10 protein-coding genes are annotated in these 12,767 nt (G+C 76.0%); 7 read left to right on the top strand and 3 right to left on the bottom strand.

All coding sequences use genetic code 11. The annotated features are described in order from the left end of the window. Positions 1–175: 175 nt before the first annotated feature. The 3 genes from ACN20G_RS02455 to ACN20G_RS02445 all read left to right on the top strand — a co-directional run bounded on the left by ACN20G_RS02455 (position 176) and on the right by ACN20G_RS02445 (position 5,509). A complete protein-coding gene (locus ACN20G_RS02455; RefSeq protein WP_424211037.1) occupies positions 176–2,134 on the top strand; it encodes a hypothetical protein in 1,959 nt (652 codons plus the stop codon). 132 nt (positions 2,135–2,266) lie between these two features. Further along, positions 2,267–3,991 (top strand): methionine--tRNA ligase, encoded by a 1,725-nt coding sequence (gene metG, locus ACN20G_RS02450; protein WP_424211036.1) that lies wholly within the window; start codon positions 2,267–2,269, stop codon positions 3,989–3,991. A gap of 168 nt (positions 3,992–4,159) precedes the next feature. Continuing rightward, positions 4,160–5,509, top strand: coding sequence for a hypothetical protein (locus tag ACN20G_RS02445; RefSeq protein ID WP_424211035.1), 1,350 nt, complete (start codon positions 4,160–4,162; stop codon positions 5,507–5,509). Here the strand turns inward: ACN20G_RS02445 and ACN20G_RS02440 are convergent. Both ACN20G_RS02440 and ACN20G_RS02435 read right to left on the bottom strand, forming a co-directional pair. Then, positions 5,475–6,134 (bottom strand): response regulator, encoded by a 660-nt coding sequence (locus ACN20G_RS02440; protein ID WP_424215339.1) that lies wholly within the window; start codon positions 6,132–6,134, stop codon positions 5,475–5,477. The two genes, ACN20G_RS02445 and ACN20G_RS02440, sit on opposite strands and share 35 nt — an antisense overlap. Beyond that, positions 6,134–7,456 (bottom strand): sensor domain-containing protein, encoded by a 1,323-nt coding sequence (locus ACN20G_RS02435; protein ID WP_424211034.1) that lies wholly within the window; start codon positions 7,454–7,456, stop codon positions 6,134–6,136. The genes ACN20G_RS02440 and ACN20G_RS02435 overlap by 1 nt, the downstream gene beginning before the upstream one ends. A 681-nt stretch (positions 7,457–8,137) precedes the next feature. Here ACN20G_RS02435 and ACN20G_RS02430 point away from each other — a divergent pair. Both ACN20G_RS02430 and ACN20G_RS02425 read left to right on the top strand, forming a co-directional pair. Then, positions 8,138–8,404, top strand: a complete 267-nt coding sequence (locus ACN20G_RS02430; protein WP_424211033.1) for a hypothetical protein — start codon at positions 8,138–8,140, stop codon at positions 8,402–8,404. Positions 8,405–8,446: 42 nt separating this feature from the next. Then, on the top strand, positions 8,447–9,229 hold the full coding sequence (locus ACN20G_RS02425) for a hypothetical protein (RefSeq protein WP_424211032.1): 783 nt from the start codon (positions 8,447–8,449) through the stop codon (positions 9,227–9,229). A 61-nt stretch (positions 9,230–9,290) separates the two neighbouring features. Here ACN20G_RS02425 and ACN20G_RS02420 read toward each other — a convergent pair whose 3' ends face one another. Next, on the bottom strand, positions 9,291–10,040 hold the full coding sequence (locus tag ACN20G_RS02420) for a helix-turn-helix domain-containing protein (RefSeq protein WP_424211031.1): 750 nt from the start codon (positions 10,038–10,040) through the stop codon (positions 9,291–9,293). A 219-nt stretch (positions 10,041–10,259) separates the two neighbouring features. Between ACN20G_RS02420 and ACN20G_RS02415 the strand changes: the two genes are divergently transcribed. Together ACN20G_RS02415 and ACN20G_RS02410 are read left to right on the top strand one after the other, a co-directional pair. Next, complete coding sequence (locus ACN20G_RS02415; protein WP_424211030.1) at positions 10,260–11,249, top strand: helix-turn-helix domain-containing protein; 990 nt, start codon at positions 10,260–10,262, stop codon at positions 11,247–11,249. A 157-nt stretch (positions 11,250–11,406) separates the two neighbouring features. Further along, positions 11,407–12,765: a 6-phospho-beta-glucosidase gene (locus ACN20G_RS02410; protein ID WP_424211029.1), complete on the top strand. Its 1,359-nt coding sequence runs from the start codon at positions 11,407–11,409 to the stop codon at positions 12,763–12,765. The last annotated feature ends 2 nt before the right edge of the window (positions 12,766–12,767 follow it).

The raw sequence follows: 12,767 nt of genomic DNA, 5'->3' as shown, positions 1-12,767 counted from the left end.
GTCTCGGGAACGACGGCGGGGGCCGCGGGGGCCCGTGCGGGCCCACCCACCCCCTACGACCGTCGATCATCCTCGAACTCATCGGTCCCACCGGATCCTTTTCCGCGTGTGACCATCCGAGGAATCACTCGTTTGACGGAGGGTGAGCAAGCCATCGCGTTTTCGGTCCGACGTCATGGAACGGGCCGAGGCGACCCTCGTCGAGCACTATCCCGAACTCGTCAGACTCGCCTACCTGACCCTCCCCGACGACCTCGGACGCCACTCCCGCGTCCTGACCGCGCACAAGGCCGTCCAGCGGGCCCTGCCCCGGTCCCCCTTCGCCGGGCTGTTCCGCGGCGACGAGGGCCCGCCCGGCCCCGACGGGGTCCCCGACCCGCTCGCGGCGGCCCGGGTCCGCGTTCTGCGCGCCGTGTTCGCCCGGGGCCGCCGGGCCCGCCGGCCCTGGCCCGTCGCCCCCTACGTGTGGGGGCTGCGCCTGTGGCCCCCCGCCGGACCGGCCGACGCCGTGCTCCTCGGCCCCGACCTCGCCGAGGCCGATCCGCCGGTGCGCGCCGCGTTCGTGCTGCGCCGTCTCGACGGGGTCTCGGAACTCGACGTGCTGGCCCTGCTGGCGGCCGTCGGCGTCCGGGATCCCGCCGAGGCGGTCCGCGAGGCCAAGGCCCTGCACCCCGGCAAGGACCTGACCGGCGGACCCGAGTTCGACGCCTGCGTGGTCAAGACCCGCCCCACCGACCTGCTCCGCCGACGGCGCCGCCGACACGCCGCCGGCTGGGGCGGGATCCTCGTGGCGGCCACCCTCACCGCGGGCCTCCTCGGCGGCGCCGGCGCCGTCATCACCCCCCTCGCCGGCCCGGCCGCCTCCACCGCGGCCGTCGGGGCCCTCGACCCCGACCGGCTGGTCCGCACCTCCGCCGCCGCCTGGTCCGACACCGCCCGCGTGGACTTCACGGCCTGGCCCGCGCGCGGGGCCCGCGCCGAGGACCACGAACTCCTCGCCCGCGCCCTGGGCGGCTGGGGCCTGCGCGCCGACACCGTCAGCGTCAGCGCCACCCCCACCACCCCCACCGACCCGCCCGGCAGCCCCCCGCAGCTGCTGTTCGCGGGCAACGTCGACGGCCGCGCCGTCGTCCTCATGCGGGACGAGGACCGCGTGGTCCGCTACAGCGAACCCGTCACCGCCGACGGCCCCGCCGCCGCCCTCGCCCTGCGCACCGGCACCCGCGAACCCGCGGCCGTCGCCGGCCCCACCCTGGAGTTCGCCCGCACCGACGAGGCCAACGTCACCACCGCCGCCGCCCTCGTCGTCTCCCGCACAGGCGGCAAGGCCCGCTACCTGCTGGCCCCCTGGATCGCCAACGCCGCCGTCCGCGACCTGCTGCGCCCCGAGGCCCCGGCCCGCCCGGTGAGCGTCGGCGGCGACGGGCTCACCCCCGCCGTCGACACCCCCACCCCCTCCGGCGCCTGCGCCGCGTGGCCCACCCTGGAGCTGACCTCCTCGCGCCGGATCGTCGAGAAGCACTCCTTCCTCCTCGCCGACCTCGGCTCCCTCTCCCCGGTCCACCTCACCCACACCCCGCTGCCCACCGGCGCCACCCCCGCGAAACAACCCCGCGAGGCCACCGGTCCCGTCGGCCGGGCCCGGTGGGCCGCCGCCGCGTGCGGACTGCGGGACCTGCGCGGCGGCGCCGTGCGCGCCGTGAACATCTGGGACTTCGCCGAGACCGAACTCCCCGAGAACGCCGGCAAGGCCCTGTGGACCTGCACCCGGGCCAGCGGCTGGAGCGGCCCCGGCGACGTGATCGTCCGCTTCACCCCCGCCGGCGGACCCACCCGCGACCTGCTGCGGGCCACCGACACCGCCGCCTGCGGCCGGTTCGGGCAGCACATCCTGGCCGACACCACCTGGAAGTCCCCCTCCGGCAAGTGGTGGCTGCTCGCCGCCGGCAGCCGCGAGGTCACCTCCATCGCGGCCGTCGGCACGGTGAAGGCCGAGGCCACCGGCCGCTCCCTGGCCGCTCCCGCCGCCGGACCCGCGCCCGCGGCCGGCCGCAAGGGCACCCTGCTGACCGCCGAACTCGACGGCGGCTCCCGGATCACCGCGCTCGACGCGATGGGCGGCGGCCGGGACTGACCCGACGCCCGGCCGGCCCACCGGCCCCGGCCCGCCCCCCCCGCCCCCATATCCGGTCGGGGGGTCGGGTCGGGGTCGATATGATGGCCCGGATCTTTGGAAAACAGCACCGATGGAATGGAGCATCCCAGGATGGCTCGTCACCTGATCACCAGCGCGCTTCCCTACATCAACGGGATCAAGCACCTGGGCAACATGGTCGGGTCGATGCTTCCCGCGGATGTGTACTCCCGGTACCTCCGCCAGCGCGGCCACGACGTCCTCTACATCTGCGCCACCGACGAGCACGGCACCCCCGCCGAACTCGCCGCGAAGGCCGCCGGCGTCTCCGTGCAGGAGTTCTGCGCCCAGGCCCACGACGCGCAGAAGGCCGTGTACGACGGCTTCGCGCTCTCCTTCGACCACTTCGGCCGCAGCTCCTCGCGGCAGAACGTCGAGATCACCCAGCACTTCGCGCGCCGCCTGCAGGAGAACGGCTTCATCGAGGAGCGCGCGATCCGCCAGGTGTACTCGCCGGTCGACGAGCGCTTCCTGCCCGACCGCTACGTCGAGGGCACCTGCCCGCACTGCGGCTACGACAAGGCCCGCGGCGACCAGTGCGAGAACTGCACCCGCGTCCTGGACCCCACCGACCTGATCGAGCCCCGCTCCGCGATCAGCGGCTCCACCGACCTGGAGGTCCGCGAGACCAAGCACCTCTTCCTGCTCCAGTCCAAGCTGCAGCACGAGGTCGAGGCGTGGGTCTCCGAGCACGAGGAGGAGTGGCCGCAGCTCGCCTCCTCCATCGCCCGCAAGTGGCTCACCGAGGGCCTGCACGACCGCGCCATCACCCGTGACCTCGACTGGGGCGTGCCCGTCCCGGCCGACACCTGGCCCGAGCTGGCCGCCGAGGGCAAGGTCTTCTACGTCTGGTTCGACGCCCCGATCGAGTACATCGGCGCGACGAAGGAATGGGCCGACGCCGCCGCCGACGGCGAGAGCCGCGACTGGAAGTCCTGGTGGTACCAGGCCGAGGACGTGCGCTACACCGAGTTCATGGCCAAGGACAACGTCCCCTTCCACACCGTCATGTTCCCGGCCACCGAGCTGGGCGTGCGCGAGCCGTGGAAGATGGTCGACTACGTCAAGGCATTCAACTGGCTCACCTTCTACGGCGGCAAGTTCTCCACCTCGCAGAAGCGCGGCGTCTTCACCGACCAGGCCCTGGAACTGCTGCCGGCCGACTACTGGCGCTACTTCCTGATCGCCAACGCGCCCGAGTCCGACGACTCCTCGTTCACGTGGGAGCACTTCGCGGCCACCGTCAACAAGGACCTCGCCGACACCCTCGGCAACTTCGTCAACCGCGTGCTGTCCTTCAGCCGCAAGCGGTTCGGCGACGAGGTCCCCGCCGGCAGCCCCGCCGGCGAGGCCGAGAAGCGCCTCGGCGAGCAGATCGCCGGCCTGCTGGCCGAGTACGAGGGCCACGTGGAGGGCCTCCAGTTCCGCAAGGCCGCCGCCTCGCTGCGCGCCCTGTGGTCGGCGGGCAACTCCTACCTGGAGGAGAAGGCCCCCTGGCTGGAGATCAAGACCGACCCCGAGGCCGCCGCGCTGACCCTGCGCACCGCGATGAACCTCATCCACCTGTACGCGGTGGTCTCCGAGCCGCTGATCCCCTCCTCGGCCGCCGCGATGCGCTCCGCGTTCGCGCTGCCCGAGGACACCGCGACCTGGGTCACCGCCGACGAGGCCCGCGCCCTGGCGTCGGTGCCGGCCGGCACCCCGTTCACCGTCCCGCCGGTGCTCTTCGCGAAGATCGCCGACGAGGACCTGGAGGGCTACCGGGAGCGCTTCGGCGGCGCCCCCGACCAGGGCTGACACCCGCCCCACCGCGACACCGGCACCGAGGGCCGGGTCCCGCGTCACCACGACGCGAGGCCCGGCCCTCGGGCGTGTCCGGGGAGCCAGGAGGGTAGGGGAAACCCGACCACGAGGTCTCCGCCCAGGTCCGCTGACCCGGCGCGGGCCGGCGGCTGGAATGGGGACATGCCCCCGCACCGGCCGACCGCGGCCCGCCCCCGCCCGCCCCGCTCCCCGTTCCGTTCCCCGCGACGCCCCGGCCCGGTCGCCGGGCGGCTCGGTCGGGCGGCGGCCGGTGGGCCCGGGTCCGTCGCGTGGCCCTGGCTCCTGTGCGCCGCCTGGGCCCTCTCCTTCCCGCTGTTCTCCTCCCTCGGCCCGCACCGGCTCTGGGGCCTGTGCGCCGGGTCCGGATACCTGCTCGCCGCCGCCTGCGCGCACCGGATCCCGCGCGCGGTGCTGCCCGCGGCGCTGACCGGGGCGGTGCTCGTGCCGATGCTGTGGCTGGTGGCCACCGGACAGGGGCAGAGCGAGGTCGCGGTGATCGAACGCGCCGGGGTGCTGACCGTCGCGGGCGGCACCCCCTGGCTGCCCGATCCCGTGAGCGTGGCGGAGTACACCCCGTACCTGCCGGCCGTGGCCCTGTTCGGCCTGCCGCGCGCCCTGTTCGGGGACGGCGGTGGGCTCGGCGAGCCGTGGGCGACGGTGGCACGGGTGCTCGGCGACGCCCGGCTCTGGTGCGCGGCCGTGTTCTTCGCCGGGTTCCTCGCCGCCGGGCGGCCGCCCGGACCGGGGGAGCGGCCCGGAGGGCGGGGCCCGACGGTGGGCGGGGACGGTCGGGGGTGGGCGCTCGCACTCGTGGCCTCGCCCCTGGTCGCCCTGCCGATGACCGTCAGCGGGGTGGACCTGCCCTCGATCGGGCTGTGCGTGTTCGCGCTCGCGGCCGTCGGAGCGGGGCGGCCGGGGCGGGCCGGGCTCGCGCTGGCGGTGGTGTGCGCGACGAAGTGGATCCTGTGGCCCGTCCTGCCGGTGGCCCTCGCCCTGGCGGCGGCGACGGGCGGCCGGCGGGCGGCGGCCCGGTGCGGGGCGAGCGCGATGCTGGGCACGGCGGCGCTGGTGGCGCCCGCCGCCCTGCTCGCCCCCGGCGAACTGTGGCGTCAGGTCGTGGAGTTCCCCACCGGCCGGGCCGTCGTGGCGACCCCCGCGAGCAGTCCGATGCCGGGCCGGCTGCTCGCGCAGGCGCTGCCGGGCGGCTGGTGGCTCGCCGCGGGCCTGGTGGCGTGCGGGGCCCTCGCGGTCGGCCTGTCCCTCGTGCTCCGGCCGCCCCGGGACCCGGGCGCGGCGGCGCTGCGCCTGGCCCTCGGGCTCGCCGTCGCGTTCCTGGGCGCGCCCACCGGACGCTGGGGCTACCTGGCGGTGCCGGTGCTGCTCGCGCTGTGGGGGTGGACGGCGCGCGGGCCTGACGGGCCGGTGCCCGCGCCGGCGATCGACGGGGGGCGCGCGGTCAGTGCAGGTGGCCCGTCGCGCGCAGGTGGGTGAGGACGGCGAGCACCCGCCGGTTGCCCTCGGTCGGGTCGAGGTCGAGTTTCGCGAAGATGTTCCCCGCGTGCTTGACGACGGCGGCCTCCGTCACCGACAGGCGGGACGCGAGCGCCTGGTTGTTCAGGCCCTGGGCCATCAGGCCCAGCACCTCCCGTTCGCGCGGGGTCAGGCGGCCCACCGGACCGCCGCCGTCGGCGGCCCCGCGCACCAGGACCCGGACCACCTCCGGGTCCACGACCGTGCGGCCGGCGGCCACCGAGTCCACCGCGTCGAGGAACTCGTCCACGTCCCCGATCCGGTCCTTCAACAGGTACCCGAGCCCACCCCCGCCGCCCGCGGCCTCGGCGAACAGGCGGGCCGCGTAGGCGCCCGCCACGTACTGGGAGAGGACGAGCACCGGCAGGGCGGGGTCGGCGGCGCGCAGCGCCAGGGCCGCGCGCAGGCCCTCGTCGGCGAAGTCCGGCGGCATCCGCACGTCGGTGACGACCAGGTCCGGCCGTTCCCGGGCCACCGCCTCCCGGAGCCCCTCGGCATCGGCCGCGGCGGCCAGGACGCGGTGGCCGCCGCGCGTGAGGAGTTCGACGAGCCCGGCCCGCAGCAGCACGGAGTCCTCGGCGAGGATCAGACGGAGGGGCACGGTATCTCCCAGCGGACGAGGGTCGGCCCACCCGGCGGGCTCGACACGGTCAGGACGCCGCCGACCACGGCCAGTCGGTCCGCGAGGCCGGCGAGCCCGCCCCCGACCCGGGTGGTGTCGGCCCCGCCGGGGCCGAGATCGGTCACGGACACCACGAGGGTCGGATCGGCCGCCGGGGCTCCGGGGACCAGCGCGCCGCGCATCCGCACGGGCGCGCCCGGGGCGTGCTTGGCGGCGTTGGCGAGGGCCTCCACCCCGGCGAAGTAGGCGGCCGCGGCCACCCGCTCGGGCAGGTCCGGTGCCTCGGGCAGGTCCAAGCGGAGGTCCACGGGGGCCGGGTGCCGGGCCGCGACCTCGCGCAGCGCGGCGGCCAGCCCGTGCTCGGTCAGCACCCGGGGGTGGATGCCCCGCACCAGGTCCCGCAACTGGGCCAGCGCCTCCTTGGCCTCGGCGCGGGCCCGCTCCACCAACTCGGCCGCGTCGCGCGCCCGCTCCACCCCGCGCAGTTCCCGGGCGGCCAGGCCCAGGGTCATGCCGAGGACGACGAGGCGCTGTTGGGCGCCGTCGTGCAGGTCGCGTTCGATCCGTCGTCGTTCGGCCTCGAAGGAGTGCGCCAACCGGTCCCTGGATCCGGCCAGTTCGCGCAGGGCGAGGTCCCGGGGGCGGGGGCCGAGGAGGGCGCGCGCGGCGCCGACCTGGAGCTCGGCCAGCCAGGACCCCAGGTACGCGCACGAGGCCAGGCCCACGAGCGCGACGGCGGAGCCGGCCACCGCCTCCGCCGGGCTCGTCACGTGCCCGGGCCACAGCATCACCGTCTCCGGGGCCAGGGCCCACACGATCAGCGGCCCGGGCAGGAGCAGCAGCCAGAACGCCACCGCGCACAACAGGACCCCGCCCGCCGGGGCCAACAGCACGGCGGACAGCACGGCGTGGGCCAGTTCCCGCCAGGTCGCACGCTCCCGCAGCCTGCGCCGGAGCCGGGTCGGGAGGGGGGTGTCGGGCGGGAGCGGCGGATGCGGGTCGGGGAGCACGGGGTCGTCGGGTCGGGCGCGGCGCAGGCGCCGGCGTTCCAGCGCGCCCAGGGGCCGGCCCAGCAGTGCCGCCCCGAGCAGCAGCGGCAGCCCGAGGCCGACGGGGGCGAGCGGCAGCCCGACCGACAGCAGGAGCGCCAGGGCGAGCAGGGTCGGCAGGCCGATCAGGAGGCTCAGTGCCAGCCGGGCCCAGGCCCGCCAGGGGCGGGAGGAGAGGAGCAGGGGACGGCTCGGGCCTCCGGGGGCGAGGGGTGGGGCGGGGGCGCGCGGCGACATGCGGGGCGGGCGCCTTTCGGCCGAGAACGGAAACGGTTCGACCCTATGCCGGCCGCCGGCGGAGTGCGGTTCGCGGGGGCGTACGCCGGTTCGAGTGGGGTGGTGGGCGGGGGAGTCCGGTGGGGGAACCGGGGCGTGCGGCAGGAGTATTGCGGCCACTCGGGCGTATCGATTCGCCGCCGTGATCGTTTCCCGGCCGTGACCCCGTGCGCCGCGCGCACGCCGGGGCGCGACGAGTCGGCTCGCACGAGCCGGTGCGATGGAGCGGAACGCGACGGGAGGGCACGCCGTGTCCGGTTGGCAGTATCTCGCGGGTGTCGGACTGGTGGCGGGACTGTGCCCGCTCACCGGGCACGTCGGGGTCGCGGACGGCCCGGACGGGGCCGCCGGGGCCCACGTGGACCTGTGCACCCCCCGGACCGGGGCCCGCCCGTCGGGGCCGCCCTCGATCTGGGTCGGCGCCCCCGGCGGGGCCACCGTGCTGCATCCCGGGGTGCCCCCGGTGCACTCGGGGCCGGGCCGGCCGCGCCCCGGGGTCCCGGGGGCCGGGATCGGGCCCGGGGCCGTGGTCGGCGGCCTGCCGGCGCTGCCGGGCGCGCCCGGGGTCCCGTCCGCGCCGGGCGCCGCCCCCGCGCGCCGGGCGCGCCGGAGCCGACGGCGGCGCCCGCGCCCTCCGCGCCCGTGCCCACGCCCGCCGAGCCCGCCGCCGAGCCCGAGGGGCCGGCCGCCTCCGCCGCCGGGGCGCCGCCCGCGCCGGGCGCGGCTCCCGCGGCCCGTGCGGCCTCGGGGCGGTTCCCGTTCCGGCCTTATCGGGCCCCGGCGGGCGGGGACCGGCGGCGGGCCGGGCTGTCGACGGTGACGACGATGGTCGTGGTCACCACCCCGGCCGTGTTGGCGGCGGCAGCGCTCCGTCCCCGTTCCAAGGGCCGTGCCGGCGCGGCCTCCTAGGACTTCGCCCACCCGAACCACCACCCCCAGGGGAGTTCCCTCGTGTCCGAATGGCTGGTACTGGCCGTCGCCATGGCGCTCGTGTGCGCCGCCGTCCTCGCGTTCACCGTGATCCGGCACCGCCGGGTCGCGGCGGACGAGGACACCAGTGAGACGCCCGACGTGATCGAGTACATGGTGATGATGGTCGGCGTGGTCTACGCGATCGTGCTGGGCCTGGCCATCGCCGGGGTGTGGGAGGCGCGCGGCGCGGCCGACGACAGCGTGCGCGACGAGGCCCAGTCGCTGTACGAGGTGACGCAGCGCGCGGACGTGTACCCGGCGGAGGTCCGGGACCGGATCCGGGGCGAGGTGGACGCCTATGTGACGCACACCGTGCGGGTGGACTGGCCGCGCCTGGTGGCCGGGGAGGCGCCGTCGGAGGAGGGCGGGGTGCTGCTCGACACCCTGCGCAAGGACGTCACGCACCAGAAGCTCGGCGACGAGTTGCAGGCGCAGTCCTACCAGCCGCTCCTGGACCGGATCGCGGCGGCGGACGCGGCCCGGCACGGCCGCAGCCAGGGCTCGGAGTCCACGCTGCCCAGCGTGGTGTGGTTCGGTCTGCTGGCCGGGGCCCTGGTCACGATCGGGCTGATCTTCACGCTGCAGATCCGGCGGTCCGGGCGCGAGTTGCTGCTCGCCGGGTTGTTCAGCGCGCTGATCGTGTTCCTGTTGTTCCTGGTGTGGAGCTTCGACGCCCCGTACGGGCGGGACGGGGTGGACTCGGCCGGCCCGTTCGCGGACCTGTTCCCGAAGCTGGCCCTGGCCTCCGGGATCGCCGACTGAGTGGCCCGTGCCCCGACCGGCCCGTCGACCTCGTGTCGGCGGGCCGGTCCGGCGTTCGGGCTCAGCCCTCCCGGCCCTCGCCGGGGTTGACGCTCTCCAACAGCATGTCGAGCCATTCGGTGACCTTGGCCCGGTGCTTGTCGGTGGGCAGTCGGGCGGCGCGCCAGGCGATGCCGCGCACGCCGTGGTTCTCCAGCAGCCGTTCCAGCGGGTCGTCGGCGGCGGCGTCCGGTTCGGCGGCCTCCGGGAGGACCGGTTCGGCGGCGGGGGTCTCGGACGCGGGGTCGGGGGCGTCGGCGCGTCGGTCGCGGTCCCGTTCGCGTTCCCGGCCGGCGAAGTCCTGGAGCAGTCGGCCCTCGGCGCGGACCAGGGCGTCCTGGAGGGCGTCGGCGTCGTGGGCGGTGAGGAACCCGGCGTGCACGCCGAAGAACCGCTGGATCGCGTCGCAGTGTTCCATCGTCGGCCGGCGGTCGCCGTTGATCAGCGCGCCGGCCTGCTGGCGTGACATCCCCGCCCCGTCGGCGATCTCCTGCTGGGTGTAGCGTCGGCCGTTGGGTTTCACGCGGGTGGTGCGCAGCAGGTCCAGCCGTTGGAGGAAGCGCGCCTGGAGGTCGGGTTCGCCGGCGGGCCGGCCGTCCAGGAGCAGGGCCACGACCTCGACGGGGACTCCGGAGGCGGCGGAGAGCCGGCGCGCGTCCAGGACCTCGTCCCGGTCGCGGCCGAGCCGGACGGCGAGGTCGGCCACGCGCTCGACGATGGTCGCCAGCGGCACGGTGGCCACCGCGACGGGAGCCGGGAAGCCGTCTGTCACCAGTGGTTCTCCTAGATCACGCGGGGTCGGGTCGGACACGTGGTCGGCCTTTGGAGGCTAACCGCTTCCCCTTGATGGGACTAGAACTTGCCACAGCTGTGGCGTGATTGAGCTGACCTGAGGCTGGAATTGCCACAATAGTTGACACTCGAATGAAACGGGTAGCAGGATCACCAACACGGAAATGAAGATCCAGACCGCGAGAAGGGGGAGCTCTCGGTGCCACATCTCGCAGCGGTGGGCCCGTCCGATGGCCTGATTCGGGCCGGAGAGGAGAGCCTTGCGGCCGAGGAATCGGCGCGCGGGGCGGTGCGGTCGGAGCGCCGCAAGGAGATCCTGCGCCGACGGCGGGAGGAACTCGGGCTGAGCCAGGAGGACATGGCGGCCCGGCTGCGGATCAGCGTGCGCGCGTACGGGAACTGGGAGCGCGGCCTGGTCAAGGAATGGACCGATCGCAAGCTGCTCTCCCTGGCCGAGGCCCTGGAGATGAGCGAGCGGGAGTGCTTCTGGCTGTTCCGGGTGATGGTGGACCGCGATCCGCCGCCCACCTGGCGGGCCGACGAGGGCACCCGGCTGCCGACGGACCCGGGCCAGCGCGACTACCTGCGCGACTACGCGGCCCTGATGGAGGCCATGCCGCACCCCAGCTTCCTGGTGGACCACCGGTGGGACGTGGCCCTGACCAACTCGGCCTTCGACCGGCTCTTCGCCGGCGTCCGCCCCCACCCCTCGGCCCTGCCCGACGACAACTTCCTGCGGTTCGTGCTCTTCCACCCCGACGCGGCGGCCGTCCTCGACGACCACGAGCCCGCCTGGTGCGTGCCCCTGCTGGCCCGGTTCGCGAGCGCGCTCGCGGAGAGCCCGGACGACGAGGCGCTGTGCAGCATCCGCCAGGAGGTGGCCCGCGACCCCTTCATGGAGGCCGCCTACCGCTACGGGGTGCCGCACTGGCTCAGCACCCACGGCGCGGAGGCCGCCGAGGACGACGGGGCCCTGCGCGGGGTGCGCCACCCGGAGGCGAGCCGGCAGCGCAGCAGATGTCGGCTGGTGTCCGAATCCGGCCCCATGCTCGACGCCATGGGCCTGACCCGGATCACACTGGTGCTCTCCACTCCGCAGGGCCTGCCCGCCGACGGCGGCCCGTACGCGCCCGTCGAGCCCGGATACGTCCCGGGCCCGCGACTGCGGGCGGTCCCACCCGTCTCGTGACCCTCCCGCCCGGCGGGCCCGCGCGCGGCGCGGCCCGCCCGGCGCCCGGACCCCGGGCAGACTGGGAGCGGCCGGCGGCCGAATGTCGCCGATCGTGGCACCCCGCGACGCGCTCGCCGGGGCCGGGCCGAAACGGACCACACGAAAGGCGGCCGCGGTGCGGTTGACGATCCTGGGCGGCGGCGGATTCCGCGTCCCCCTCGTGCACGGGGCGCTGCTCGACGCGGCGCGCGACGGCGGACGCCGCGTCACCGAGTGCGTCCTGTACGACACCGACCCGCGCCGGCTCGCCGCCGTCGCCCGGGTCCTCGCCGACCAGGCCGAGGGCGTCCCGGACGCCCCCGCGCTGCGCGTCGAGACCGACCTCGACGAGGCCCTGCGCGGCGCCGACTTCGTGTTCTCCGCGATCCGCGTCGGCGGCCTCGCCGGTCGCGCCGCCGACGAACGCGTGGCCCTCGCCGAAGGGGTCCTGGGCCAGGAGACGGTCGGGGCCGGCGGGGTCGCCTACGGGCTGCGCACCGTGCCCGTGGTCCGCGAACTGGCCCGCCGGATCGCCCGGGTGGCACCCGACGCCTGGGTCATCAACTTCACCAACCCGGCCGGCCTCGTCACCGAGGCCATGGCCGAGACCCTCGGCGACCGCGTCATCGGCATCTGCGACTCCCCGGTCGGGCTCGGCCGGCGCCTCGCCCACCTCGCCGGGGTCTGTCCGGACCGGGCCCGCATCGACTACGCGGGCCTGAACCACCTCGGGTGGGCCCGGGCCCTGTGGGTCGACGGCCGCGACCTGCTGCCCGCGCTGCTCGACGACCCCAAGACCGCCGACTCCTTCGAGGAGGGCCGGCTGTTCGGCGCCGACTGGCTGCGGGCCCTGGGCGCCGTCCCCAACGAGTACCTGCACTACTACTACTTCAACCGCGAGACGGTCCGCGCCTACCAGGAGGTCGAACTCACCCGGGGCGCGTTCCTGGAACGCCAACAGAGCGCCTTCTACGCCGAGGTGGGCGCGACCGGGGCCGGCGCGCCGGGGGCCGCGTGGACGGCGTGGGACCGGACCCGGGCCGAACGCGAGGCCACGTACATGGCCGAGAACCGGGAGGCGGCCGGCGCCGGCGAACGGGCCGGCGCCGACCTCGAATCCGGCGGCTACGAACGCGTGGCCCTGGACCTGATGCGCGCCATCGCCGGCGACGCGCGGGCCACGCTGATCCTCAACGTGCGCGGCGCCGGCGCCCTGCCCGGCCTCGACCCGGAGGCCGTCGTCGAACTGCCCTGCCTGGTCGACGCCAACGGAGCCCGGCCGATGGCCGCCGCACCCCTCGCCGACCACGCGGCGGCGCTGGTCACGGCGGTCAAGGCGGTGGAACGGCGGGTGCTGGCGGCGGCCGGCAGCGGATCGCGCGGGGACGCGGTCGCGGCCTTCGCCCTGCACCCGCTGGTGGACTCGGTGGCCGTGGCCCGCCGCCTCGTCGACGGCTACACCGCCGCGCACCCCGGCCTCGGCTACCTGCGCTGAGG

Origin of the sequence: Streptomyces dryopteridis (assembly GCF_049606955.1) — a bacterium.
GTDB lineage: Bacteria > Actinomycetota > Actinomycetes > Streptomycetales > Streptomycetaceae > Streptomyces.
Note: the sequence above shows the minus strand (reverse complement) of the source record. Positions and strands in the feature narration are given on the sequence as shown.